Annotated in this window: 25 protein-coding genes and 1 tRNA gene; 16 read left to right on the top strand and 10 right to left on the bottom strand. The window is 67.7% G+C overall.

Translation table 11 applies throughout. The annotated features are described in order from the left end of the window. Nucleotide 1: 1 nt before the first annotated feature. Nucleotides 2–955 (bottom strand): coiled-coil domain-containing protein, encoded by a 954-nt coding sequence (locus tag MKW15_RS22770; protein ID WP_240862410.1) that lies wholly within the window; start codon nt 953–955, stop codon nt 2–4. A 28-nt stretch (nt 956–983) separates the two neighbouring features. Beyond that, nucleotides 984–1,457 (bottom strand): methylmalonyl-CoA epimerase, encoded by a 474-nt coding sequence (mce, locus tag MKW15_RS22765; protein ID WP_240862407.1) that lies wholly within the window; start codon nt 1,455–1,457, stop codon nt 984–986. Between the two features lie 82 nt (nt 1,458–1,539). On the opposite strand from mce, the gene MKW15_RS22760 reads away from it, so the two are divergent. From MKW15_RS22760 to MKW15_RS22745, 4 genes are all read left to right on the top strand, one after another. Then, a complete protein-coding gene (locus MKW15_RS22760; protein WP_240862405.1) occupies nt 1,540–2,763 on the top strand; it encodes an acetyl-CoA C-acetyltransferase in 1,224 nt (407 codons plus the stop codon). A 157-nt stretch (nt 2,764–2,920) separates the two neighbouring features. Then, nucleotides 2,921–3,280, top strand: coding sequence for a DUF3817 domain-containing protein (locus MKW15_RS22755; RefSeq protein WP_240862403.1), 360 nt, complete (start codon nt 2,921–2,923; stop codon nt 3,278–3,280). 74 nt (nt 3,281–3,354) lie between these two features. Further along, complete coding sequence (locus MKW15_RS22750; protein WP_240862434.1) at nt 3,355–4,491, top strand: MFS transporter; 1,137 nt, start codon at nt 3,355–3,357, stop codon at nt 4,489–4,491. Next, nucleotides 4,488–5,507, top strand: coding sequence for a tetratricopeptide repeat protein (locus tag MKW15_RS22745; protein ID WP_374248019.1), 1,020 nt, complete (start codon nt 4,488–4,490; stop codon nt 5,505–5,507). The genes MKW15_RS22750 and MKW15_RS22745 overlap by 4 nt, the downstream gene beginning before the upstream one ends. 182 nt (nt 5,508–5,689) lie before the next feature. On the opposite strand, the gene glgB is transcribed toward MKW15_RS22745, so the two are convergent. The 5 genes from glgB to MKW15_RS22720 form a co-directional block, all read right to left on the bottom strand. Further along, nucleotides 5,690–7,915: a 1,4-alpha-glucan branching protein GlgB gene (gene glgB / locus MKW15_RS22740; RefSeq protein WP_240862401.1), complete on the bottom strand. Its 2,226-nt coding sequence runs from the start codon at nt 7,913–7,915 to the stop codon at nt 5,690–5,692. Nucleotides 7,916–7,922: 7 nt separating this feature from the next. Continuing rightward, nucleotides 7,923–9,923 (bottom strand): maltotransferase domain-containing protein, encoded by a 2,001-nt coding sequence (locus MKW15_RS22735; RefSeq protein WP_240862399.1) that lies wholly within the window; start codon nt 9,921–9,923, stop codon nt 7,923–7,925. A 113-nt stretch (nt 9,924–10,036) separates the two neighbouring features. Then, nucleotides 10,037–12,109 carry an ATP-dependent DNA helicase gene (locus tag MKW15_RS22730; protein WP_240862397.1) on the bottom strand — a complete coding sequence of 691 codons (2,073 nt, stop codon included), beginning with the start codon at nt 12,107–12,109 and terminating at the stop codon, nt 10,037–10,039. Nucleotides 12,110–12,143: 34 nt separating this feature from the next. Continuing rightward, nucleotides 12,144–12,749, bottom strand: a complete 606-nt coding sequence (locus MKW15_RS22725) for an isochorismatase family protein (protein ID WP_240862395.1) — start codon at nt 12,747–12,749, stop codon at nt 12,144–12,146. Nucleotides 12,750–12,762: 13 nt separating this feature from the next. Further along, the gene (locus MKW15_RS22720) at nt 12,763–14,067 is read right to left on the bottom strand and encodes a nicotinate phosphoribosyltransferase (protein WP_240862393.1); all 1,305 of its coding nucleotides are present in this window, start codon (nt 14,065–14,067) and stop codon (nt 12,763–12,765) included. A gap of 19 nt (nt 14,068–14,086) precedes the next feature. On the opposite strand from MKW15_RS22720, the gene clpS reads away from it, so the two are divergent. From clpS to MKW15_RS22665, 11 genes are all read left to right on the top strand, one after another. Then, nucleotides 14,087–14,452 (top strand): ATP-dependent Clp protease adapter ClpS, encoded by a 366-nt coding sequence (clpS, locus tag MKW15_RS22715; protein ID WP_240862391.1) that lies wholly within the window; start codon nt 14,087–14,089, stop codon nt 14,450–14,452. A 33-nt stretch (nt 14,453–14,485) separates the two neighbouring features. Further along, complete coding sequence (gene aosR / locus MKW15_RS22710) at nt 14,486–15,070, top strand: oxidative stress transcriptional regulator AosR (protein ID WP_240862389.1); 585 nt, start codon at nt 14,486–14,488, stop codon at nt 15,068–15,070. A 30-nt stretch (nt 15,071–15,100) separates the two neighbouring features. After that, the gene (locus MKW15_RS22705) at nt 15,101–16,204 is read left to right on the top strand and encodes a P1 family peptidase (protein ID WP_240862387.1); all 1,104 of its coding nucleotides are present in this window, start codon (nt 15,101–15,103) and stop codon (nt 16,202–16,204) included. Nucleotides 16,205–16,283: 79 nt separating this feature from the next. Then, entirely contained in the window at nt 16,284–16,691 is a 408-nt protein-coding gene (locus MKW15_RS22700) for a M67 family metallopeptidase (protein ID WP_240862385.1), read from the top strand. Nucleotides 16,692–16,694: 3 nt separating this feature from the next. Next, nucleotides 16,695–16,967: a MoaD/ThiS family protein gene (locus tag MKW15_RS22695; RefSeq protein WP_240862383.1), complete on the top strand. Its 273-nt coding sequence runs from the start codon at nt 16,695–16,697 to the stop codon at nt 16,965–16,967. A gap of 3 nt (nt 16,968–16,970) precedes the next feature. Further along, nucleotides 16,971–17,957: a PLP-dependent cysteine synthase family protein gene (locus MKW15_RS22690; protein WP_240862382.1), complete on the top strand. Its 987-nt coding sequence runs from the start codon at nt 16,971–16,973 to the stop codon at nt 17,955–17,957. A gap of 38 nt (nt 17,958–17,995) precedes the next feature. Further along, entirely contained in the window at nt 17,996–18,625 is a 630-nt protein-coding gene (locus MKW15_RS22685) for a rhomboid family intramembrane serine protease (RefSeq protein WP_240862380.1), read from the top strand. After that, the gene (gene murI / locus MKW15_RS22680) at nt 18,622–19,431 is read left to right on the top strand and encodes a glutamate racemase (protein ID WP_240862431.1); all 810 of its coding nucleotides are present in this window, start codon (nt 18,622–18,624) and stop codon (nt 19,429–19,431) included. The genes MKW15_RS22685 and murI overlap by 4 nt, the downstream gene beginning before the upstream one ends. Before the next feature lie 83 nt (nt 19,432–19,514). After that, nucleotides 19,515–20,300 carry a cyclic nucleotide-degrading phosphodiesterase gene (locus tag MKW15_RS22675; RefSeq protein ID WP_240862377.1) on the top strand — a complete coding sequence of 262 codons (786 nt, stop codon included), beginning with the start codon at nt 19,515–19,517 and terminating at the stop codon, nt 20,298–20,300. Nucleotides 20,301–20,318: 18 nt separating this feature from the next. Further along, nucleotides 20,319–21,074, top strand: a complete 756-nt coding sequence (rph, locus tag MKW15_RS22670; RefSeq protein ID WP_240862375.1) for a ribonuclease PH — start codon at nt 20,319–20,321, stop codon at nt 21,072–21,074. Nucleotides 21,075–21,088: 14 nt separating this feature from the next. Continuing rightward, nucleotides 21,089–21,712, top strand: a complete 624-nt coding sequence (locus tag MKW15_RS22665) for a non-canonical purine NTP pyrophosphatase (protein WP_240862374.1) — start codon at nt 21,089–21,091, stop codon at nt 21,710–21,712. A 130-nt stretch (nt 21,713–21,842) separates the two neighbouring features. On the opposite strand, the gene MKW15_RS22660 is transcribed toward MKW15_RS22665, so the two are convergent. Genes MKW15_RS22660 through MKW15_RS22650 form a run of 3 tightly spaced genes read right to left on the bottom strand, consistent with a single transcriptional unit; the run spans nt 21,843 to nt 23,782 of the window. Continuing rightward, complete coding sequence (locus tag MKW15_RS22660; RefSeq protein WP_240862372.1) at nt 21,843–22,958, bottom strand: glycosyltransferase; 1,116 nt, start codon at nt 22,956–22,958, stop codon at nt 21,843–21,845. A gap of 45 nt (nt 22,959–23,003) precedes the next feature. Continuing rightward, complete coding sequence (locus tag MKW15_RS22655; protein WP_240862370.1) at nt 23,004–23,366, bottom strand: DUF3817 domain-containing protein; 363 nt, start codon at nt 23,364–23,366, stop codon at nt 23,004–23,006. Beyond that, nucleotides 23,363–23,782 (bottom strand): transcriptional regulator, encoded by a 420-nt coding sequence (locus MKW15_RS22650; protein ID WP_240862368.1) that lies wholly within the window; start codon nt 23,780–23,782, stop codon nt 23,363–23,365. The genes MKW15_RS22655 and MKW15_RS22650 overlap by 4 nt, the downstream gene beginning before the upstream one ends. Before the next feature lie 72 nt (nt 23,783–23,854). On the opposite strand from MKW15_RS22650, the gene MKW15_RS22645 reads away from it, so the two are divergent. Continuing rightward, a tRNA-Leu gene (locus tag MKW15_RS22645) sits at nt 23,855–23,939 on the top strand. Nucleotides 23,940–24,119: the final 180 nt, after the last annotated feature.

Genomic DNA, 24,119 nt, shown 5'->3' with positions numbered 1-24,119 from the left:
CTCAGGGAGCGGAGGTGGCTCTCGACAGGTGCTCGTCGAGCAGCTTGCGATCGTCTTCGTCGGAGCGTGCGTTGTAGTCGACGTCGTCGGGCCGCACCAGCAGTTCGGGCAGGTCGGCGACGCGGTTGCGCAGGCGGTCGAGGCTCTCCGCGACGTCCTGTCGCGAGCGGTCGGCCTGCGCGGCCAGTTCGCGAGAGCGTGCAAGCCGAGAGGTGGCGATGTCCAGGGCCGTCTGTTTGATCTGAGCGGCCTCGTCGTCGGCGCGCTCGCGGTCGGCCTGCAGTTGGGCCTCGTGCCGTTCGCGTTCCGATTGGCGTTGGGCCGAGCTCGTCGCGTCGAGCTCGGCTGCGTGTGCTTTGGCCGCTTCGACGATGCGATGGGCCTCGGCGTTCGCGGCCTCCATCGTCTTGGTGTGTTCGGCCTCCATCGCCGCCGTCCGTTCGGCGATCAATCGGGCCGATTCCGACTCGTTGGCCGCGGCGGTCTCTTTCACCTCACGGGCACGACGGTCGGCATTGTCGACGAGATTCTTGGCGGCGGTGGCGGCCTCGGCCCGGACCCGCTGGGCGTCCTGATGCGCCTGAGTGCGCATCTCGTCGGCCTCTTGGCGTGCGACCGACAGCGTCTCGGCGGCCTCTGCGCTTGCTTCCGCACGCATCTCGGACGCCTCGTCGGAAGCGAGCTGCAGCATGCGGGACAGGCGTTCGCTCATGCCCTGTGCGGTCGTCGGGGGCACCGACAACTTGTCGATCTCGCGCCGCAACTCCTCGATCTCGTCGCGCGCGTTCTGCAGATGCGTCGCGAGCTCGTGAGCGTTCGCAGTCGCGGCGTCGCGATCGGCCGCGAGCACCCGCAATTCGGCGTCGAGGCGCTGCAGGCGGTCGGCGACCTGATCGCGATCGTAACCGCGCATCACGATGGCAAAGGGCAATTGCCTCTGGGCGGGTGCTGGCATGCGGGCCAGTCTATCGGAGACCTCGGAATCAGTGACCGGAAGCAGCCGCCGGCTCGACCAGTTCCAACAGCACTCCACCTGCGTCTTTGGGGTGGACGAAGTTGATGCGCGAATCTGCGGTGCCGCGTTTGGCGGCGGGGTAGAGGACACGGACGCCCGCCGACGTCAGACGCTCGGTGACCGCGTCGACGTCGGTCACCCGAACGGCCAACTGCTGCAGGCCCGGACCGTTGCGGTCGATGAACTTCGCGATCGTCGACGATTCGTCGAGCGGTGCCAGCAACTGGATCACCGCTCCGCCGCCGGCCGGTCCGACCATCGCCTCCTCGACGCCCTGTTCGGCGTTGGTCTCCTGATGCAGGGTTTCGAAGCCGAGGTGAACGGCGTACCACTTCTTGGCCGCGTCGAGATCGGGGACGGCGATGCCCACGTGGTCGATGGCGACAACGAGGTCGGCGATGACGGCGGTCGGGCTGTTGGGGTCTGCTGCTGAGGTGGTCATGTCCTAACGGTAGCGTTAAGGGGTAAAGCGCACAGAGCGGGCGCTCGGTCACCCCGCTCGCAGTCTCGGAGGTGGCACACTCATGTCCTCGAATTCCACTGTCATCGTCGCCGGCGCGCGGACGCCGTTCGGTCGTCTGCTCGGTTCCCTCAAGGGGTTCAGCGGCGTCGACCTCGGCGCGATCGCCATCAAGGGTGCTCTCGAGCGGGCCGGTGTGGCGGCCGACCAGGTCGACTACGTGATCATGGGGCAGGTGCTCACCGCCGGCGCCGGCCAGATGCCGGCCCGCCAGACGGCGGTCAAGGCCGGAATCGGTTGGGACGTGCCGACCCTGTCGATCAACAAGATGTGTCTGTCGGGCATCGACTCCATCGCGCTGGCCGATCAGCTGATCCGCGCAGGCGAATTCGACGTCGTCGTGGCCGGCGGTCAGGAGTCGATGACGCAGGCGCCGCACCTGCTGCCCGGCAGCCGCAGCGGATTCAAGTACGGCAACACCGAACTGGTCGATCATCTGGCCTACGACGGCCTGTGGGATGCGTTCACCGATCAGCCGATGGGTGCGCTCACCGAAGAGGGCAACGACGTCGGGTCGAAGGTGGGTGCGGGGGAGGCCACGCGCGGCTTCACCCGGGCCGAGCAGGACGAGTTCGCCGCCCGCAGCCATCAGCTGGCCGCAGCTGCCTGGAAGAACGGCCTGTTCGCCGATGAGGTGGTGCCGGTGAGCATCCCGCAGCGCAAGGGCGACCCGATCGAGTTCGCCGAGGACGAGGGCATTCGTGCCGACACCACCGCGGACTCGCTGTCGGGTCTGCGTCCGGCCTTCCGCAAGGACGGGACGATAACGGCGGGCAACTCGTCGCAGATCTCCGACGGCGCTGCCGCGGTGGTCGTGATGAGCAAGGCCAAGGCCGAGGAACTGGGTGTCACCTGGCTGGCCGAGATCGGGCCGCACGGCGTGGTCGCCGGACCGGACTCGTCATTGCAGGCGCAGCCTGCCAACGCCATCGCCAAGGCCTGTGCTCGTGAAGGCATCGAGCCCACCGATCTGGATCTGGTCGAGATCAACGAGGCCTTCGCCGCGGTCGGGCTCGCGTCGACCAAGCAGCTCGGCATCGATCCGAACATCGTCAACGTCAACGGTGGCGCGATCGCCGTGGGCCACCCGATCGGCACGTCGGGTGCCCGCATCACCCTGCACCTGGCGCTGGAATTGCAGCGCCGCGGCGGTGGCATCGGGGCGGCCGCACTCTGTGGTGCGGGCGGCCAGGGCGACGCGCTGATCGTGCGTGTGCCGAAATCCTGATCGCGTCGAGACGGCCAAGGCGACGCGCTGATCGTGCGTGTGCCGAAATCCTGATCGCGTCGAGACGGCCAAGGCGACGCGCTGATCGTGCGTGTGCCGAAGGCGTGATCGAGACCTTTACTACACCTTGTCGTAGTCCGATGTCCGATTCGGCACAATGGAGCCCATGAACCAGATCTTCGACCTGTCCACACCCGCCAAGCGATTCCGCTTCGTCGCCGTCGCCGAGGCCATCACCTGGGCCGCCCTGCTGGTGGCGATGTTCTTCAAGTGGGTGCTGGGCCACGAGGAGGCCGTCGCGGTACCCGGCATGGTGCACGGCATCGTGTTCATGGTGTTCGTGGCGGTGTCGCTGATCAGCTGGCGCCAGCTGCGCTGGAGTGTCGGGGTCACCGCGCTCGCACTGATCTCGAGCATCCCGCCGTTCGGCACGCTGGTGTTCGAGTGGTGGGCCAAGCGCAACGGTCATCTCGCCGAACTCTCCGAGGAGAGTGCTCCCCAGGGGCTCACGGCCTGACCACGCCCGCCACCCCGCGTCCGGCCCGAGTTGCCGTCGCGTCGATCTTTGCGCTCAACGGCTTCCTGGCGGCGTTGTGGGTGGCGCACATTCCGGTCATCAGTGCGCAGACCGGGGTCGGGCACGACCAGCTCGGTGGGCTGCTCCTGCTGCTGGGCGCCTCCGCCTTCGTCGGCATGCAGGTCTGCGGGCCGCTGATCGATCGGTTTGGATCCAAACCACTGACCATCGCGGCGGCCCTGCTGCTGTCGGCGGTGATCGTCGCGCCGGTCCTGTCCCACAGCGCTGCGCAACTCGCTGCGGCGCTCGTGGCGTTCGGCTTCGCCAATGGTTCGCTCGACGTCTCGATGAACGCCCAGGCGGTCGCGGTCGAGCGCGCGTACCGCCGACCCATCATGTCGGCATTCCACGGGTTCTTCTCGATCGGTGGTCTCGTCGGCTCCGGCCTCGTCGCGGCGACCCTCTGGGCCGATGTCGGTCCCGTGAAGACGGTCGCGGTCGCCGCGGCCGCCGGCGCGGTGCTCGCCCTGATTGTCTCCCGTGCACTCGCCGGCCCGAATGTCGGCGCCGAAGCCGCTACGGCGACCGACGACGTCGCCGAGCGCGAGACCGGTCGGACACCGCGGTGGTGGGACGGCGTGGACCTGCGACGCCTCGCATTGCTCGCGGCGGTCGCCTTCGCTTTGATGCTCGCCGAGGGCACTGCGTACGACTGGAGTGCGTTGCACATCGTCGAGACGTTCGGCACCTCGGAGGCCGTCGGCGCGGTGGCCTTCGGCGCCTTCAGTGCCGCGATGACGGTGGCGCGGTTCGTCGTCGACGGCGTGGTCGAGCGTGTCGGCGCCGTCGCAGTGGTCCGCTACGGATCGTTGATCGGGCTCGTCGGGATGGTGACCGCGATATCCGCGCCGACACCCGCCGTCGCGATCACGGGCTGGATCGTATTCGGCATCGGCCTGGCCGGCCTGATCCCGCAGATCTTCACCGCGGCCGGAAACCTCACCGCGGGGACCGGTGGCCGCACCATCTCGATGGTGGTGGGTTGCGGCTACCTGGGCATGCTCGCCGGGCCGGCGGTCGTCGGATTCATCAGCAGCACTACCACTCTGGGGACGGGTCTGATCGCCGCAGTGGCGGCCCTGGTGTTCGCCGGGGCGGCGGCGGGAGTCGTGCGTCCGCGTTCTGCGCGTCGTGCCACACTAGAAGGGTGAGCAGACCAACCAATCGGCAGCAAGCCGCCGCAGCGGCCCGACAGCAGGCTGCCGCAGCTGTCGCGATGTCCGGAGCCGTCGATCTTGCGGGCCTCAAAGAACGCGCCGACGCCCAGCGCGCGCGAACGCAGCGAGGACCCGGTGGAGTGCCCGCCGCGTCACCCGTCCCCGGAGTTCCGGAGAACGCGCCCGCCGCGCCCGCTCCTTCGTCTGCGGGCGGTGGGGGAGCGTCCGTCATCGACGTCACCGATGCCAGCTTCGAGACGGAGGTTCTCGACCGCTCGACCCGACAGCTCGTGCTGGTGGATCTGTGGGCGGAGTGGTGCGGTCCTTGTAAGCAGTTGTCGCCGGTGCTCGAGCGCCTCGCCGCCGCGTCGGGCGGACGCTGGGTGCTCGCGAAGATCGACGTCGACGCCAACCAGCGCATCGCCCAGGCCTTCCGGGTGCAGTCGATCCCGATGGTCGTCGCCATCGTGCACGGCCAGCCGGTCTCGGCGTTCAACGGTGTTCGGTCGGAGGCCGAGATCATCGCGTGGGTCGACGAGATCCTGGCCCAGGTCGGCGACTCGCTCACCGGCGCACCGGAGGGCGAGGCGCCCGAACCCGAGCCCGAGGATCCGCGGATGCTCGCTGCCGAGCAGAAGATGAACGACGGCGACTTCGACGGTGCGCTCGCCGCGTATCGGGCGATCGCCGAGGCCGAACCGGAGAACATCGAAGCAGCTTCGGCGGCAAGGAATCTCGACTTCGTGCTGCGGGCGCAGGCACACGACCCGGCGATAGTGGAGACCGCGGCACCCGGTGACGTCGATGCACAGCTCGCTGCGGCCGACGTCCTCCTGCTCTCGCAGCAACCCGAGGCCGCGTTCGATCGGATCATCGGCGTCGTCAAGGTCACCGCGGGTGATGACCGCACGCGCGCTCGCACCCGACTCCTCGAACTGTTCGAGCTGTTCGATCCGGCCGAGCCGTTCGTCGTGGCAGCTCGTCGGAAACTGGCCAGCGCGCTGTACTGAGTCTGACACCTAGAGCTCATCGAGCAGCTCTCTGACCATTCACTTCACGTCATCGATCTGCCCGGCAAAATCTAGGGGAAGAACTTCTTCCCTGGGGTTTGGTGTCTTCCGCTGGAAATTTCTGGGGGAAGACGCCAAGGATAGGGGAAGAAACTCTTCCCCTATTTTCTTGTGGGCGCCCGTCACTCAGATCGTAAGGGCGCCAACCAGATCGCGGAGTTGGCCGGGATCATCACCCGAGCCGACGTCGGGCGTCCGTGCCACGACGGGCCGTCCGCGGTGACGGCGCCCATGTTGCCCTTGCCGGCACCGTTGTAGGCATCGGCGTCGGTGTTCAGGATCTCCTCCCACACCCCGCCTTCGGGTAGGCCGACCCGGTAGCTGTCCCGGTCGGAGCCGGAGAAGTTGAACAGGCAGGCGACGACCGAGCCGTCCGAGCCGTAGCGGAGGAAACTGATGACGTTGTTGGCCGTGTCGTTCGCGTCGATCCACTCGTAGCCGAGCGGGTCGGTGTCCTGGCTGTACATCGCGGGAGATTGCCGATAAACGCGGTTGAGGTCGGTGACGAGCGCCGAGATCCCCGAGTGCAGTTCGCCCTCCCAGCCCTGCAGCTGGTGCCAGTCCAGGCTGCGATTGTCGGCCCATTCGCCGGTCTGGCCGAACTCCTGGCCCATGAACAGCAGCTGCTTACCCGGGTGAGACCACATGTATGCCAACAGGACCCGGACACCTGCGGCCTTCGTCCAGGAATCACCGGGCATCCGCGACCACAGAGTGCCCTTGCCGTGAACCACCTCGTCGTGCGAGATGGGCAGCACAAAATTCTCGCTCCACGCATACATCAGGGAGAAGGTGATCTCGTGATGGTGGAAGCTGCGATGTACCTGATCTCGGCCGAGGTAGCCGAGGGTGTCGTGCATCCAGCCCATGTTCCATTTGAAGCTGAAGCCCAGGCCGCCGAGGTCGGTCATCCGGGTCACCCCGGGCCACGCCGTGGATTCCTCGGCGACCGTGACCACGCCGGGGAAGTGCTTGTGCACGGTGGCGTTCATCTCCTGCAGGAACTGGACGGCCTCGAGATTCTCGCGGCCGCCGTAGATGTTCGGTCGCCACCCGCCGTCGGGCCGCGAATAGTCGAGGTAGAGCATCGACGCAACCGCGTCCACACGGAGCCCGTCGATGTGGAACTGGTCGAACCAGTACAGCGCGTTGGCCACCAGGAAGTTCCGGACCTCGCGTCGGCCAAAGTCGAAAACGTATGTGCCCCAATCGAGTTGCTCGCCACGCATGGGGTCGGGATTCTCGTAGAGGGGGGTTCCGTCGAAGCGGGCCAGCGCCCAGTCGTCCTTGGGGAAGTGTGCGGGCACCCAGTCGACGATGACTGCTATGCCGCGCGCGTGCAGATGATCGACGAGGTACCGGAAGTCGTCCGGAGTGCCGAAACGTGCCGTCGGCGCGTAGTACGAGGTGACCTGATACCCCCAGGATCCGCCGAACGGGTGCTCGGCGACCGGCAGGAATTCGACGTGCGTGAAGCCCTTCTCGTTGACGTAATCGGCAAGCTGATGCGCCACCTCGCGGTAGTCCAGCCCCGTGCGCCACGACGCGAGGTGCACCTCGTAGACGCTCATCGGTTCGACGTCCGGGTTGGATTCGCGTCGGCGGGCGATCCAGTCGTCGTCGTTCCATCGATACGTGGAGCGGTCGACCACCGACGCCGTCAACGGTGGCGGCGTGGTCCGGAAGGCCATCGGGTCGGCCTTTTCCCGGATGACCCCGTCGGCGCCGTGGATGCGCAGCTTGTACTGCATGCCGTCGCCGACGTCCGGGACGAACACCTCCCAGATGCCGCTGCTGCCGATCGTGCGCATCGGGGCCTGGCGACCGGTCCAGTTGTCGAAGTCGCCGATCACCACCACGCCGTGCGCGCTGGGTGCCCACACCGAGAACGCGGTGCCGTGGACCTCGCCATCGGGCGTCGTGTACGACGCATGTCGGGCGCCCAGGATCTCCCACAGCGCCTCGTGACGCCCCTCGGAGAACAGATGCTCGTCCATCTCACCGAGACTCGGCAGAAAGCGGTATCCGTCGGCGACGACGAAGGTGTTGCTGCCCCCGGACCCATCTGGGTACTCGACGCGGTAGCGGTAGTCGATCAGCCCCTCGATGGGTACGGTCACCACGAACAGGTCGTCGGTCTGTCGGTGCATCGGGTAGTCGACACCGCCGATCACCGCGGTGACGGAGATGGCGTCCGGGCGCAGGGTCCGCAGAATGGTGTGCCCGCCGGGCGCGTCGTGCGCTCCGAGGAACGCGTGCGGATCGGGGTGTGCCAGCGCGAAGAGTCGACGCAGATCGAGGTCGGAGGCAAACGGTTCGGGTGCAGCGGGCTCTTGGGTGTCGGTCACGTCAACCTCATCGGATCCGGTAGGAGAGTTGCGCTGCGGCAGCGGGATCGAGCGGCGGCAGTGCAGCGATGTGGGCAACCGCACGCCACGGTTCGAGACGGATGTAGTTGGCCTGACCCCACCAGAACTCCTCGCCGGTCACCTCGTCGACCACCGGGAACCGGTCGTGCCACTCGCAGCCGAGGGCGGGCATGTCCAACCACAGCGTCGACACCTCCGGACCGAACGGATTCAGATTTATCACCACGATGACACGGTCGCCCGACACCGGATCCACTTTCGAATAGGCGATCAACGCCGGGTTTTCGAGGTGATGGAACGTGATGTTGCGCAGCTGCTGCAGCGCGGGGTGACGGCGACGGATCGCGTTGAGCGAGGTGATCCACGGTTCCAGGGACTCGCCGCGGCTCGACGCGGCTTTGTAGTCACGCGGACGCAGTTCGTACTTCTCCGAATCCAGGTATTCCTCGCTGCCCTCTTTGACCGCCACGTGTTCGTACAGCTCGTAGCCGCTGTAGACGCCCCAGGTGGGCGACAGGGTTGCCGCGAGTGCCGCGCGCAGGGCAAACATTCCCGGTCCACCGTGCTGCAGGCTCGCGTGCAGGATGTCGGGGGTGTTGACGAACAGATTGGGGCGCGCGTCGTCGGCGTGCTCGGCGATCTCCCGCCCGAACTGTTCGATCTCCCACTTCTCGGTCTTCCACGTGAAGTACGTGTACGACTGCGTGAAGCCGAGCCGGGCCAGCCCGTAGAGCCGCGCCGGCCGCGTGAACGCTTCGGCGAGGAAGAGCACGTCGGGATGACGCTTCTTGACCTCGGTGATGAGCCATTCCCAGAAGTTCGGCGGCTTGGTGTGCGGATTGTCGACGCGGAAGATGTTCACGCCCAACTTGATCCAGTGCAGCGTGACGTTGAGTACCGCACGGTATATGCCGTTGCGGTCGTTGTCGAAGTTCAGCGGGTAGATGTCCTGGTACTTCTTCGGTGGGTTCTCGGCGTAGGCGATAGTGCCGTCGGGCAGCACGGTGAACCAGTCCGGGTGGTCGATGGCCCACGGATGATCGGGTGCGCACTGCAACGCGAGGTCGAGCGCGATCTCGAGGCCCAGTTCGCGTGCGCGACCGACGAAATACTCGAAATCCTCGACGGTGCCGAGTTGCGGGTGAATGGCATCGTGCCCACCCTCGGAAGACCCGATCGCCCACGGCGAGCCGACATCGTCGGGCCCGGGGACCAGGGTGTTGTTGCGGCCCTTGCGGTTGATCTTGCCGATCGGATGGATCGGCGGCAGGTACACGACGTCGAAGCCCATGTCGGCGATGCGGGGCAGATCCTGCGCGGCGGTGAGGAAGGTGCCGTGCACAGGTTTGCCCTCACCGTCCCAGCCGCCCGTTGAACGCGGGAACATCTCGTACCAGGAGCCGACCAGCGCCCGACGCCGATCGGCCCACACGCGATAGGTCCGACTCTTGGTGATCAGTTCGCGCACGGGGTATGTGGTGAGGAGTTCGACGATCTCGTCGGAGACGGCGAGACCTACCCGGTTCTCCACTCGGCGGCGCTGTGACCGCAGGTCGCGGATCGCGTCGGCGAGCAGGTCGGTCGCGTCCGGGGGAACCAGGTTGGCGGCCGTCTCGAGTACCCGTGCACCCGTCTCGAGGTCGTTGGCCAGGTCGGCCGCGCTCTGGCCTGCGCCGACCTTCTTGAGGACCGCCGAACGCCAGGTGGCGTACGAGTCGCTCCACGCCTCGATGCGGAACGCCCAGAATCCGACGGTGTCGGGGACGAAGGCCGCGTTGTAGACATCTGGCTCCACACACGGTGACATTCGGATGTCGAGGGTGTCGCGCCGCGGGGTCTCGATGTGCAGGGTCACCCCGATCGCGTCGTGGCCCTCCCGCCATGCGGTGGCGCTGATCGGAATCAGTTCGCCCACAACCGCTTTGGCGGGATGCTGCCCGGCCGAGACGAGGGGTTGGATGTCGTCGATACCCATCCGCCCGATCACTCGGGGCCTCCTTTCGTCAGCTCCCGTGTCTCGCGTGGGCGCTCTGCTGGTCTCACCTGCGTTGGTATCACCGAGTACAAACTTAGTGCCCCGCAGCGGAGTTTGTCTCGTCGTCAGGCCTTCAGACGTTGGAGCGCCGACCGGACCGTCTTCGGATCCGTGGTGCGCCAGAACGGCGGCAGCGACGCCATGAGGTAGCCGCCATAGCCTGCCGTGGCAAGGCGGGAATCGAGCACGGCGACGACGCCGCGGTCGTCGACCGACCGCAGCAGACGTCCCGCGCCCTGGGCGAGCAGGAGCGCGGCGTGGTTGGCGGCCACCGAGAGGAAGCCGTTTCCGCCCCGGGCATCGACAGCGCGCTGGCGGGCCGTGAGCAGCGGATCGTCGGGTCGCGGAAAGGGAATGCGGTCGATGATCACCAGACTCAGCGACGGGCCCGGGACGTCGACCCCCTGCCAAAGCGACAAGGTGCCGAACAGGCAGGTCTCGGGGTCCTCGGCGAATCTGCGGACCAGCGACGAGGTGGTGTCGTCGCCTTGGCAGAGGACCGGATGCGCGCATCGTTCGCGAATGGCCTCGGCGGCCTCCCGGGCCGCTCGCATCGACGAGAACAAGCCCAGGGTGCGCCCGCCGGCCGCGTCGACGAGGGCGGCGAGTTCGTCCATCGTGGAGTCGGCGATGCCTGCGCGTCCGGGCCGCGGCAGGTGCTTGGCGACGTAGAGGATCGCCGAGCGCGGATAGTCGAACGGCGAACCCGCGTCGAGTCCCGTCCACCGGCCGGAGTCCGGTCGACCGAAATCACTGTCGGCCGGGACGGCCCGGCCCGAAGCCGTGACATCGTTGACCGGGGCCGGCGTGTCGGTGCCGCGACCGGCGGCCGGCAGACCCCAGGTCGCGGCCAGCGCGTCGAAGTTGCCGCCGATCGTCAGTGTCGCGGAGGTCAGCACCACGGTCGCCTTGGCGAACAGGGTCGCGCGCAGCAGTCCGCCGACCGACAGCGGCGCGATGTGCAGCACCGAGCGCGATTCGGCGGCGGCCGAGCGTCCGACGCGTTCCTCGGCGACCCACACCACGTCACGTCGCTTCGATTCGTCGGGTTCGTCGAATGCCCCCAGAAGCCGCACGATGGTGTCGTGCAGTTCGTCGAGCGAGGTCAGCGCCGCCGAGCGGGCGGCGGCCGCCGACTCGTCACTCGACCCACTCATCCGTACCGGTCCGATCGCGGTGCGCGTCTGCCACAGTCGGTCTCGCAGGGACACGAGCACCGCGGCCGCCGAAGCGGGCAGACCCATCCACTGCCGGTGCGGTGCGTCGGCGAGCAACTCGCCGAGTTGATCGCCGGCCCCCATGAGGGCATCGGCGGTCTCCTCGTCGACGAGCTTGCCGCAGCGGCGCGCCACCGCGGCGACCACCGCGGCCGACACCTCGGCGGTGGACACGGAGGTGATCCGATCGACGAGTTCGTGCGCCTCGTCGATGATCACCACGTCGTGTTCGGGGAGGATGCTGGCCGGGCTGGTGGCGTCGATGGCGAGCAGCGCATGGTTGGTGACGACGACGTCGACCTTCCCCGAGCGGCGTCGGGCGTTCTCGGCGAAGCAGTCTTCGCCATAGGAGCAGTTGCCGGCGCCGAGGCACTCGCGGGCGGACACACTGACCTGACGCCACGCGCGGTCGGCGACACCGGGGGTGAGGTCGTCGCGATCGCCGGTCTCGGTGTCGCTGCTCCACTCGCGCAGGCGGGTGACCTCGCGCCCGGTGCGTGACAACTCGAACGGGTCGAACAGCTCGACATCCGGCTCGTCCGCGGTGCCGGCATGAATTTTGTTGAGACACAGGTAGTTCGACCGCCCCTTCAGGATGGCGAAGGTCGGCTCCCGGCCGAGTGGTTTCGCCAGGGCGGCGGCCAGGCGCGGCAGGTCGCGCTCGATGAGTTGCCGTTGGAGGGCGATCGTCGCGGTCGAGACCACCACGGTGCGGCCGCTTTCGACGGCGTGCCGGATCGCGGGAACGAGGTAGGCCAGGGACTTTCCGGTTCCGGTGCCGGCCTGGACGGCGAGGTGTTCGCCGGTGTCGATGGCGTGCGCGACGGCCGAGGCCATCGCGACCTGGCCGTCGCGGCGACGGCCGTTGAGGGCGGTGACGGCAGCATCGAGCAGCGTGGTCACCGGAGGTGTGTTCGACATGTGGGCTGTGTCGTCCGGTTCTACTCGCGGTTGGTCAAACTCGGCCGGCTCCGTCGTAGAGGAGATCGCCGACGAGGGCTACGTCTGCCGCGCGGAGTTCGGCGAGCGCGGACTTCGTGGTCTCCGGGGCCACCGCGGCGGTGAAGTTCAGCAGGATGCGAGTGCGGAACCCCGCCTTCGCCGCGTCGAGCGCGGTGGCGCGAACACAATGATCGGTGGCGATGCCGACGACGTCGACACTCTCGATCCCGTGGCGGCGCAGCCAGTCGGCGAGCGTCTGACCGTCGTCGGACGCCCCTTCGAAACCCGAATAGGCCGCGCTGTATTCGCCCTTCGAGAACACCTTGTGGGCCTTCTCGGCGTCGAAGGACGGATGGAACCAGACGCCGTCGGTGCCGACGCGGCAGTGTGGCGGCCAGGTGTCGACATAGTCGGGCGAATCGGAGAAATGCTCACCCGGATCGATGTGGTAGTCGCGGGTCGCGACGACCGTGCGGTACTCGGGCAGCAACGTGGTGATGGCACCGGCGACGGCGGCACCGCCGTTGACGCCGAGCGCGCCGCCCTCGCAGAAGTCGTTCTGCACGTCGACGACGATCAGAGCATCCGCGGGGTGGTCGTGGGGGTCGGAATCGGGCATCTGCTCTGCCTCCTCAGCCGAGTTCGTATCGTGTGGCGACGGCGGGATCGCCGTGGGACAAGCCCAGGCCCTCCCACGGCAGACTCACCAGACCGTCCGCGAGGTGCTTACGGGCATCGGCGAGGCTGGGCAGCCCGGCGACGGGCTCGCCACCCCGGACGAGGGGAATTTGTAGGTCATGCAGGTTTAGACCCTCGAGGGCCGGTCGCGGTTCCCCCGCGCGGTACACGACTTCCTCCACGATGGTGCCCGACGCCCGCGCAGCCCGCGCGGCGCGCTTGGCGCCACCGCGAGACTCCTTGTGGCTGGATCGCTTTGCCACCGCAACGCCGTCGACCTCGACGAGTTTGTAGACCATCCCTGCGGTCGGGGCGCCGCTGCCGGTGACCAGCGACGTGCCAACGCCATAGGTGTCGACGGGCTCGGCGCGCAACGACGCGATCGCGTACTCGTCGAGGTCGCCGGAGACGACGATCTTGGTGTTCGTGGCGCCGAGATCGTCGAGTTGGTCGCGCACCTGGCGAGCAAGCACTCCGAGGTCTCCGGAGTCGATGCGCACCGCGCCCAGTTCGGTCCCGGCGACCTCGACCGCGTTGCCCACGCCCTGCGTGATGTCGTAGGTGTCCACCAGCAGCGTGGTGCCGACGCCGAGCGCGGCGATCTGCGCCGCGAAGGCGGCTTTCTCGTCGGGGCCGTCGGGGCCGGTGAAACCGAGCGTGAAGGCATGCGCGGCGGTGCCCGCGCTCGGAACGCCGAAGCGCCGAGCTGCCTCGAGGTTGGAGGTCGCGGCAACACCGGCGATGTAGGCCGCGCGGGCCGACGCGACAGCGGCGCGCTCGTGGGTACGGCGCGATCCCATCTCGATGATCGGGCGCGACCCGGCGGCACTGACCATTCGGGCGGCGGCCGACGCGATCGCGCTGTCGTGGTTCAGGATCGACAGGATCAGGGTTTCCAGGAGAACGGCCTCGGCGAAGCTCGCGCGGACGGTCAGAATCGGGGACCCGGGGAAGTACAGTTCGCCCTCGCGGTATCCGTCGATGTCGCCGGAGAATCGGTAGTCACGCAGCCAGGCCACCGTGTCGGCGTCCAGGAACTTCTCGACGACCGCGATCTCGTCGTCGCCGAAGCGGAAGTTGGCGAGTTCGTCGATGACCCGCCCGGTGCCCGCGACCACCCCGTAGCGCCGTCCATCGGGGAGGCGGCGGGCGAACACCTCGAACACGCAGCTCTTGTGCGCGACGGGCTGCGCCAACGCCGCGGCGACCATGGTCAGCTCGTACTGATCGGTCAGCAGGGCGGTGTTGTCGATGCTCACAATCGCTTACCCTATTCGTATGTCGCCTGACGAAACTCGTGCGGACGAGGCTACCCCTCGCGCCGCGCGCAGCGACCGAGGCACGACGCCCGTACCAGGCACCGGCACCGCGGTTGTCGAGCCGGAGGTCGCCGACGGCGAGGCCGGTCTCGACCGCCCCTGGATGACGATCGTGTGGGACGACCCGGTCAACCTCATGCGCTATGTGACGTTCGTTTTCCAGAAGATCTTCGGCTACTCCGAGTCCCGGGCCAATCAGCTCATGATGCAGGTGCACACCGAGGGCAAGGCCGTGGTGTCCTCCGGCGATCGTGACAAGGTGGAGACGGATGTTCGTAAACTTCATGCGGCCGGTCTGTGGGCCACCATGCAGCGTGATTCGTGATCGACCCGATCTGATCCGGAGATTCTGAGCAACGTGCGAACGTGGAAGCGCAAGGGGCGCGGAGCAGGCGTGCGCATCTGTTCTCAACTCGATCCCCACGAGGCCGAACTCCTCGCGTCGATGGTCAACTCGATGTGTGACCTCCTCGACGAACGGATGGACAGCGCGCCGCGCGACGATCTGGGCGAGCTGACCGGCATCCGCACCGGGCATGTCGATGCGCCCCGCGATGCGACACTCGGGCGACTCCTGCCCGACTTCCACCGGCCCGATCAGGATCGTGAATTGTCCGCCGATGTCGTCAACGGTGAGCTCAATGCCGCGTTGCGCAGCGTCAACGAGCCCAAGATCATCGACGCGAAGTTGGCTGCCGCGCAGGTGGTCCTGGAGACACTGCCCGACGGTGGTGGTGACATCGCCCTGACCGAGGCGCAGGCGGGTGAGTGGCTGACCGCTCTCAACGACGTGCGACTCGCACTCGGCGCGATGCTCGGGATCTCCGAGGACACCCCCGACCAGTTGCCGCCGGACCATCCCCATGCAGCGCATCTCGACGTCTACCACTGGCTCACGGTGATGCAGGATCTGCTGGTCGAGTCGCTGATGTCGGGTCGCTGATGGCGGGTCACCGATGACGCGGGGTTGCTGATGTCACGGAGCCGTGAGGGTGACCGGATCACCGACGTCGTCGGGCTCGGCGTCGGACATCATCACCGCATCGAGTCGGCCGCGGGTTGGGCCACCGGGACGACAGTGGTTCGGCTGTCGGGCGTCGGCGATCGGGTGCCGATGGTGGCCGTCGACGTCCGCGGCGGCGGGCCCGGCACTCGCGAGACCGACCTGCTCGACCCGTCGAACACCGTGCAGACCGCGCACGCCATCGTGCTCACGGGCGGCAGTGCCTACGGCCTCGCGGCTGCCGACGGGGTGATGTCGGTCCTCGAGTACGAGGGCGCCGGGCTGGTGATGGATGAAGCACAGCACACGGGCGAGCGAAGCGACGGGGCAGTTCGCGTCGTGCCGATCGTCCCGGCAGCCGTCATCTTCGACCTTCCCGTTGGTGCATGGCATGCCCGGCCCAACGCGGAGTTCGGCGCGCGGGCAGCGACCGCTGCCGCCGTCGACTTCGAGGTCGGAAGCGTGGGTGCCGGGACCGGCGCTCGGGCCGGAGCGCTCAAGGGCGGGGTCGGGACGGCCGCGGTCCGCATCGCTGACGGCCCGGCCGCCGGTGTCACCGTCGGCGCCCTGATGGTGGCCAACCCGGTCGGTGCGGTTCTCGACCCCGAGACCGGATTGCCTTGGGATGCAACCGAGGCGGCGCTGAACCAGTGGGGTTTGCGACCCCCGGTGTCCGCCGAGGTTGCGACGCTGGCGGAACTCGCGGAGAAGTCGACCGTGCTGAACACGACGATCGGTGTGGTCGCCACCGACGCGGATCTCGATGCCGCGATGACCCGCCGGGTCGCGATGGCCGCGCACGACGGTCTCGCCCGCGCGATCCGGCCGGCGCACTCGCCGCTCGACGGTGACACCGTGTTCGCCGTGTCGACCGGCGGCGTAGCCCCGCCCGACGAGCAGGTCCCGGTGCCGCCCGGGATGTACCCGGCGGTCGCGGTGCTGAGCGAGGTGTGCCGGCATGCCGCCGAGGTGGTACAGCGCGCGATCGTCGATGCCGTGGTGTCGGCGACGTCGCTGGCCGGGCTGCCCGCATACCGCGACGTCGCCCCGTCGGCGTTCGCACCACCGGAATAGGGTGGCTGGAATCGGTGTTGAACCTTCACCGATGGCCCTGTCCAGGGGTCGCGACAGCCGGGTTGGGAGACGTCAGAGCATGCTGAGGATCGGCCAGGATCTCGTCGATGCGATGGTGGAACACGCTCGTGCCGACCATCCCGACGAGGCCTGTGGCGTGATCGCGGGGCCCGAGGGCAGCGATACGCCGCAGCGGTTCATCGCCATGGTCAATGCCGAGCGGTCGCCGACGTTCTACCGATTCGATTCGGGCGAGCAACTCAAGGTGTGGCGCGAGATGGACCGGCAGGACGAGGAACCGATCGTCATCTACCACTCGCACACCGCGACCGAGGCGTATCCGAGCCGCACCGACATCTCCTACGCCAGCGAGCCCAACGCCCATTACGTGCTGGTGTCCACGCGTGAACCCGACACCGCCGAGGTTCGCAGCTATCGCATCGTCGACGGCGTGGTCACCGAAGAACCCATCGAGATCAGGAGCTGAACCATGTCTGTCACGGTGTCCATTCCCACCATCCTGCGTCCGCACACCGGGGGCGCCAAGCGCGTCGACGGCAGCGGCGCAACGCTCGCCGAGCTGATCGACAACCTCGAGACCGCCAACCCGGGTCTCAAAGAACGTCTGGTGGCCGACGGCAAACTGCATCGCTTCGTGAACGTGTACGTCAACGACGAGGACGTCCGTTTCTCGGGCGGACTGCAGACCACGATCGACGAGGGTGACGAGGTCACCATTCTGCCCGCGGTGGCCGGTGGCTGAGGCGTGGCCCGATACGAATCACTGATCGACTCGGTCGGTCACACCCCGCTGATCGGATTGCAGCGGCTCTCGCCCCGATGGGACGACTCCGATCCGAGCGATCCCGACGGCGGCCCGCACGTCCGGTTGTGGGCCAAGTTGGAGGACCGCAATCCGACCGGATCCATCAAGGACCGCCCGGCCTTGCGGATGATCGAGCAGGCCGAACGTGACGGACTGCTGAGCCCCGGGTCGACGATCCTGGAACCCACCAGCGGTAACACCGGGATCTCCCTGGCCATGGCGGCCAAGCTGAAGGGCTACCACCTCATCTGCGTGATGCCGGAGAACACCTCGGAGGAACGGCGCTCTTTGCTGCGCATGTTCGGCGCCGAGGTGATCTCGTCACCCGCCGCCGGTGGCTCCAACACGGCGGTCGCGATGGCGAAAGATCTCGCGGCGCAACACTCCGACTGGGTGATGCTCTATCAGTACGGAAATGCCGCCAACGTCGCCGCGCACTACGAGGGCACCGGTCCGGAGTTGTATGCCGACCTGCCCGAGATCACCCACTTCGTCGCCGGGCTCGGCACCACCGGCACCCTCATGGGCGTCGGCCGATTCCTCCGCGAGCGCAAGCCTGACATCGAGATCGTCGCTGCCGAACCGCGATACGGCGACGAGGTGTACGGTCTGCGCAACATCGACGAGGGTTTCGTTCCCGAACTCTACGATGACACCGTCCTGACCCGACGCTTCTCGGTACAGGGCGTCGACGCGGTGGCCCGGGTGCGTGAATTGATCGAGCAGGAGGGGATTTTCGCCGGCATCTCCACGGGCGCGATCCTGCAGGCCGCGCGCGGCGTCGGACGTCGTGCGCTGAAGGCGGGGCAGCGTGCCGACATCGGGTTCGTGGTGCCCGACGCGGGGTGGAAGTATCTGTCGACCGGCGCATACGAAGGTAGCCTGGACGACGCAGAACAGGCCCTCGAAGGCCAGCTCTGGGCCTAGGGGAAACCGCGGTCCGAGCCGGCGAGAAAGTGTTGCAGATGACCTACCCCGCGCCGTACGGGCAAGCGCCCGCACCGACGTCGAAGCCACTGTGGTTGCGCTCGGCGATCATCACCGTGTGCATCGTCGCGGGACTGTTCGTGATCGAGGCCATCGACGCGGCCACCCGATTCGACCTCGACGACAACGGGATCGAGCCGCGCGAGGTCGACGGCCTCGACGGCATCATCTGGGCACCGCTGCTGCATGCCGACTGGGCGCATCTGTTCGCCAACCTGATTCCGGGCGTCGTCTTGTGCTTCCTACTGCTGATGACGCAGCGGTTCCTCGTCGTGACCGGCATCGTGTGGGTCGTGTCCGGTCTGGGTGTGTGGTTGTTCGCGCCGCCCTACACGATCACGGTCGGCGCCTCCGGCATCATCTTCGGCTGGCTGACCTTCCTGCTGATCCGCGGCCTGTTCAATCGCGACCTCTGGCAGATCCTCGGTGGTGCGGTGCTGTTCCTGATCTACGGCTCCATCCTGTGGGGAGTGCTGCCGACCGATCCGACGGTGTCGTGGCAGGCGCATCTCTTCGGCGCTATCGGCGGCGTGCTCGCCGCCTGGTTCCTCGGTGAACGGGAACGCCGCAAGCGGGCCACACCGACCACGCCGGGGGTGGCGTCATAGCCGCCGGAGCATCTCGCGAGGCACCGATCGGGGTGTTCGATTCGGGGGTCGGGGGACTGACCGTGGCGCGCGCGATCATCGACCTGCTGCCCGACGAAGACATCATCTACATCGGCGACACCGCCAACGGCCCCTACGGTCCGCTGACCATCCCGGAGATCCGCAAGCACGCTCTCGCGATCGGTGATGACCTCGCCGAACGCGGTGTCAAGGCGATCGTCATCGCGTGCAACACCGCGTCGGCCGCCTGCCTGCGGGATGCACGCGAACGCTATGCGCCGATCCCGGTGGTGGAGGTCGTGCTCCCGGCGGTGCGTCGGGCCGTGGTGGCCACCAAGACGGGCCGCATCGGCGTCATCGGCACCGAGGCGACCATCGCGTCACGCGCCTATCAGGACTCGTTCGCGGCGGCCCGCGACGCGGTCATCACCGCGGTTCCGTGTCCGCGGTTCGTCGACTTCGTCGAGCGCGGCATCACCAGCGGCCGGCAGATCCTCGGCCTCGCGCAGGGCTACCTCGAACCCTTGCAAGAAGCGGGCGTCGACACCGTTGTCCTCGGCTGCACGCACTATCCGCTGCTCTCGGGCGTCATCCAGCTCGCCATGGGCGACGAGGTGACCTTGGTGTCGAGCGCCGAGGAGACCGCCAAGGACCTGTTCCGCGTCCTCACCGAAGCCGACCTCCTGCATTCGCATTCCGACCGCACCGCCGATCGCATCTTCCAGGCGACCGGCGATCCCGAGTTCTTCGCCAAGCTGTCGACCAGGTTCCTCGGCCCGGCGATCGGTCACGTCGAGCACGTCTGAGGTCGAGCCCGGAGTCACCACTCGAGTTGGACTTGTGACCCGTATGTGGTCTCCCGATCCGACCGGCATGGCATGGTAGGCGTATGCGTCTGACGGTCCTCGGATGTTCGGGAAGTGTGGGCGGGCCCGGAGCGGCCTGTTCTGGCTACCTGCTCTCGGTACCCGGGGAACAACCCGTGCTGATGGATTGCGGTCCGGGTGTCCTCGGCGAACTCCAACGAGTGACCGATCCGAAGAATGTTGCCGTGGTCTTGTCCCACCTACACGCAGATCACTGCATGGATCTGCCCGCGATGCTCGTCTGGCGTCGCTATGCGCCGAGCTGCATGGTCGAGCCGAATGCTGCCATCGACAAGGCGCCGCTCTACGGTCCGCCCGGAACTGCGATGCGAATCGGTGCGGGATCGTCGGAATTCCCGGGCCAGGTCGACGACATCACCGACACCTTCGACGTGCACGAATGGCACGACGCGATGGAGGTGACGCTCGGCGGCATGCATTTCCGCGCCTTCGAGGTCGACCATCCGCCGTCGACGTTCGGGCTGCGTGTCACCGGACCCGACGGTGAGGTGCTCGCGTTCAGCGGTGACACCGCCATGTGTGACGAACTCATCGAACTCGCCGACGGCGCCGACCTCTTTCTGTGCGAGGCGACGTGGACGCACGCGCCCTCTGAGCGGCCCCCGCACCTGCATCTGTCCGGCATCGAGGCCGGCGAGGCGGCGACCAAGGCGAACGTGAAGGCGCTCGCCCTGACCCACATCGCACCGTGGACCGACGTCGATGCGGTGGTGGCCGAGGCCCACCGCACGTACTCCGGACCGATCCAGCTGATGCGGCAGGGCCGCGTCATCGACGTCGGTGCGTGACCACCTACAGTTGTTCGGGTGACCACACGAGCTGACGGCAGAGCCGACGACGAACTGCGTCCCATCTCCTTCACCCGGGGATTCACCTCGCATCCTGCGGGTTCGGTCCTCGTGGAGTTCGGTCAAACGCGAGTGATGTGTACGGCGAGCGTGACCGAAGGTGTGCCGCGCTGGCGCAAGGGTTCGGGACTGGGCTGGCTGACCGCCGAGTACGCGATGCTGCCGGCGGCGACGCACGAGCGGTCGTCGCGCGAGTCGGTCAAGGGCCGGGTCGGTGGCCGGACCCATGAGATCAGCCGCCTGGTCGGACGTTCACTGCGCGCGTGCATCGATCTGGGTGCGCTCGGCGAGAACACCATCGCCCTCGACTGTGACGTGCTGCAGGCCGACGGCGGCACGCGCACGGCTGCGATCACCGGCGCGTACGTCGCCCTCGCGGATGCGGTCGAGTGGCTGCGTGCGGCCGGTCGGCTCAGCGATCCGCAGCCGCTGTCCTGTGCGATCGCCGCGGTGAGCGTCGGCGTCGTCGACGGTCGGGTCCGGCTCGACCTTCCGTACGAAGAGGATTCGCGGGCCGAGGTCGACATGAACGTCGTGGCCACCGATGCGGGCACCCTGGTCGAGGTGCAGGGGACCGGCGAGGGCGCGACCTTCGCCCGCAGCACCCTGGACTCCCTGCTGGACATGGCGGCCGTCGGCACCGACGCACTGTTCGCCGCCCAGCGCGAGGTACTGGCCGCGCCGTATCCCGGTGAGCTGCCGGACAAGTCGTGAGGATCTGATTCGTCGTGCCCACACTGCTGCTGGCCAGTCGAAACCGTAAGAAGCTCGCCGAACTGCAGCGGGTTGTCGACGCGGCCGGGATCACCGGTCTCGACGTGATCGGGCTCGACGCGGTACCCGAGTTCCCGGAGGAACCCGAGACCGGCGCGACCTTCGAGGAGAACGCGCTGATCAAAGCGTCGTCAGGTGCTCGCGCCACCGGATTGCCGTGTCTCGCAGATGATTCCGGAATCTCGGTGGACGCGCTGGGCGGCATGCCCGGGGTGCTGTCCGCGCGGTGGTCGGGACGCCACGGCGACGACGCTGCCAACAACGAACTCCTGCTGGCGCAGATTGGCGATGTGCCCGACGACCGACGCGGCGCCGGGTTCGTTTCGGCATGTGCGCTGGTCTTTCCGGACGGCTCGCAGGTGGTGGTCCGCGGCGAGTGGCGTGGTCGGATTCTGCGAACCACGCAGGGCGCCAACGGTTTCGGTTACGACCCGCTGTTCGCGCCGGATGATGCTGTGGCCCAGGGCCGGTCGTCGGCGGAGTTGTCGCCCGCGGAGAAGGACTCCCTGAGTCACCGCGGAAAAGCGTTGGCGCAGTTGGTTCCTGCGCTTCGTGATCTGGCTGCCGCCACCTCCTGATCGAGATGTACCACCCCGCTGGTTGAGCCGCGACGTGCGAGCCTGCGAGCTCGACGCGTGTCGAACCACAGGCGAGCCGACCATGTCCGCGACCACGGACGCGCGCCGTTGGTCCCGGAGCCCGTCAGGATCAACCAGCCATCAGCGCGCCGTGCACCTTGAGCATCCGCGCCACCGAATCCGGCCAGCGATACTGCAACGCCCGCGCGCGTGCTGCGTGTTCGCGGTCGGCCTGCGGCAGCGTCAGCACCTGTTCGATGGCGTCGGCGAACCCGGCGCCGGAGTTCTCCGACAGTGCACCGCACGTGTCGTCGACCAGACCCGCGACCGCCGACGACCGGGATCCGACCACCGGCGTACCGGCCGCCAGCGACTCGAGCGCGGAGAGGCAGAACGTCTCGTGCGGTCCGGGCGCGAGCGAGATGTCGGCGCTGGCCAGGAGTGAGGCCACCTGGTGGCGGTCGCTCAGGTGCCCGAGGAAGGTGACCGGCAAACCGCGTGCCACGCTGTGGAGCGGTCCGCGCATCGGGCCGTCACCGGCCACCACGAGGTGAGCGGGTACACCCTTGCGATGCAGGCGCCCGACGGCGGTGATGCTGCGGTCGACCCGCTTCTCCACCGACAACCGGCCGCAATGCGCGATGAGGGTGCCGGTGCCACCGGTCCAGCGGGTGGTCAGATCGGGGTCGAGGTGGCGCGGGTCGAAGACGTCGAGATCGACGCCGAGCGGCGCGCGGACGAGGTTACCCGCACCGACCCGTTCAAACTCTGCGGCGGCGAATCCGGTGGTGCAGACCACGGTGTCGAAGGATCGTGCGATGTCGGCGTTGGCGCGGTCAGCGAGTCGACGCGCGGCCGCGTCGGGCATCACCTGGCCGAGCAGGCGGTCGAATCGCTCGTGCGACACCATCGTCGCGTGCACATCGCGCCGCCTGGCCCACCGGCCGAAGCCGCGCAGCGTCAACCGATCCGACACCTCGATGGAATCGGGGCGCAAGTAGCCGAGCACATCGGCGACCCTGCGAGCCGACGCCAGTCGGTAGCCGCCCGAGCACGGAATCCGCGGTGCGGGAACGGTGATCCGCACTACGCCTGACGGTAAGACTTCCTCGTCGCGCTCCTGACCGGGCACCACCAGCACCACCTCGTGGCCGGCCGACACATAACCGGCGCCCCATCGGTCGATGGCGGTGCGCAGACCGCCGGACCGGGCGCCGTAGAAGTTCGCGAGTTGGACGATCCGCACCGGCCCAGTGAGCCCGATCGCGGTGAATGGAGCGCTGCGACGCCCTTAGGAGAGGTTGAACTGCGCCTTTACTTCCTTGGTGCGTACATGCTCGAACCAGAAGGACAGGAACGGAATCGTGCCCGCGATCGCGGTGAGCAGTGACTTGCCGAGTGGCCAACGCACCTTCATCGCGAGGTCGACCATGCAGATCAGATACGCGAAGTACACCCAGCCGTGGACGATCGGCACGAAGTCGAGCGAGTCGTTGTCGAACCCGTACTTGAGGATCAGTTCCGCGACGAGCAGCAGCAGCCACAGACCGGTGATCCAGGCCAGCACCCGGTAGCGAAGCAGCGCACCCTTGACCTTCTCGACGGGTGCCGTCGTCCCGTCGGGCTGGGCTGTCTCGGTGGCTGGGTTGTTCACAGGGGTCCCTTCTCGTGCACATCATCGCGGGAGTCGAGTTCGGCGAGGTAGCGGTTGTAGTCGGCGAGAACCTTGTCCTCGCCGGCGTCCGGGGGATTGGACAACGACGAGGCGCTGGGCGTCGTCGGCCGTTTGGGGAGCAACCCATCGGGGATCTCGGTCGCCCCCTTGCTCCGGGCGGCCGATGTGCGCTCCTCCTCGGGGGCGCGTTCCAGGACCACAAAGCGGCGGTAGGCGTAGATGACCGCGACGGCGAACGCCGGCCACTGCAACGCGTAACCGAGGTTCTGCGCCGTCCCCGACGACGACTCGTAGCGGTCCCACTGCCACCACGCGAGCGCCAAACACGCCAGCGCGGCGACCGCGACCAGCACGATGAGTGCAGGCCGATGGGTGCGGCGCGGCGACGTGGACATACCCACGACGGTACCTGGCCTGCACCGATCGTCACACGGGCGGTAGGGTTGCCTCGACCACATCTGGGTCATGCGCGAGTGGCGGAATTGGCAGACGCGCTGGATTTAGGTTCCAGTGTCTACGGACGTGGGGGTTCAAGTCCCCCCTCGCGCACCAACTGGTCAACTCGGGCCAGCGACCACTTTGCGCACGTCTGCAACATGGGTTTGCCCCGCAAAGTGTCACAACTTGTCACACGCCACGAAAACTCTGGGCGGCAAGCTGCAACGACTGTGGCTGTGAGTGGACGTACGTGCGCATCGTGAACCCGGCATTTGACGTGCCCAAGCGACGCGG

This window comes from Gordonia gummivorans, assembly GCF_022513585.1.
In the GTDB taxonomy this organism is placed as follows: Bacteria; Actinomycetota; Actinomycetes; order Mycobacteriales; family Mycobacteriaceae; genus Gordonia.
The sequence above is the reverse complement of the archived record's forward strand: the minus strand, read 5'-3'. Positions and strand labels throughout refer to the sequence as shown.

Bases quoted from the DNA above. Each gene is read 5' to 3' on its own strand.
- MKW15_RS22770 (WP_240862410.1), bottom strand. From the start codon at position 955: ATGCCAGCACCCGCCCAGAGGCAATTGCCCTTTGCCATCGTGATGCGC.
- mce (WP_240862407.1), bottom strand. From the start codon at position 1,457: ATGACCACCTCAGCAGCAGACCCCAACAGCCCGACCGCCGTCATCGCC.
- MKW15_RS22760 (WP_240862405.1), top strand. From the start codon at position 1,540: ATGTCCTCGAATTCCACTGTCATCGTCGCCGGCGCGCGGACGCCGTTC.
- MKW15_RS22755 (WP_240862403.1), top strand. From the start codon at position 2,921: ATGGAGCCCATGAACCAGATCTTCGACCTGTCCACACCCGCCAAGCGA.
- MKW15_RS22730 (WP_240862397.1), bottom strand. From the start codon at position 12,109: ATGTCGAACACACCTCCGGTGACCACGCTGCTCGATGCTGCCGTCACC.
- MKW15_RS22725 (WP_240862395.1), bottom strand. From the start codon at position 12,749: ATGCCCGATTCCGACCCCCACGACCACCCCGCGGATGCTCTGATCGTC.
- clpS (WP_240862391.1), top strand. From the start codon at position 14,087: ATGTCGCCTGACGAAACTCGTGCGGACGAGGCTACCCCTCGCGCCGCG.
- MKW15_RS22705 (WP_240862387.1), top strand. From the start codon at position 15,101: ATGTCACGGAGCCGTGAGGGTGACCGGATCACCGACGTCGTCGGGCTC.
- MKW15_RS22700 (WP_240862385.1), top strand. From the start codon at position 16,284: ATGCTGAGGATCGGCCAGGATCTCGTCGATGCGATGGTGGAACACGCT.
- MKW15_RS22695 (WP_240862383.1), top strand. From the start codon at position 16,695: ATGTCTGTCACGGTGTCCATTCCCACCATCCTGCGTCCGCACACCGGG.
- MKW15_RS22685 (WP_240862380.1), top strand. From the start codon at position 17,996: ATGACCTACCCCGCGCCGTACGGGCAAGCGCCCGCACCGACGTCGAAG.
- MKW15_RS22675 (WP_240862377.1), top strand. From the start codon at position 19,515: ATGCGTCTGACGGTCCTCGGATGTTCGGGAAGTGTGGGCGGGCCCGGA.
- MKW15_RS22650 (WP_240862368.1), bottom strand. From the start codon at position 23,782: ATGTCCACGTCGCCGCGCCGCACCCATCGGCCTGCACTCATCGTGCTG.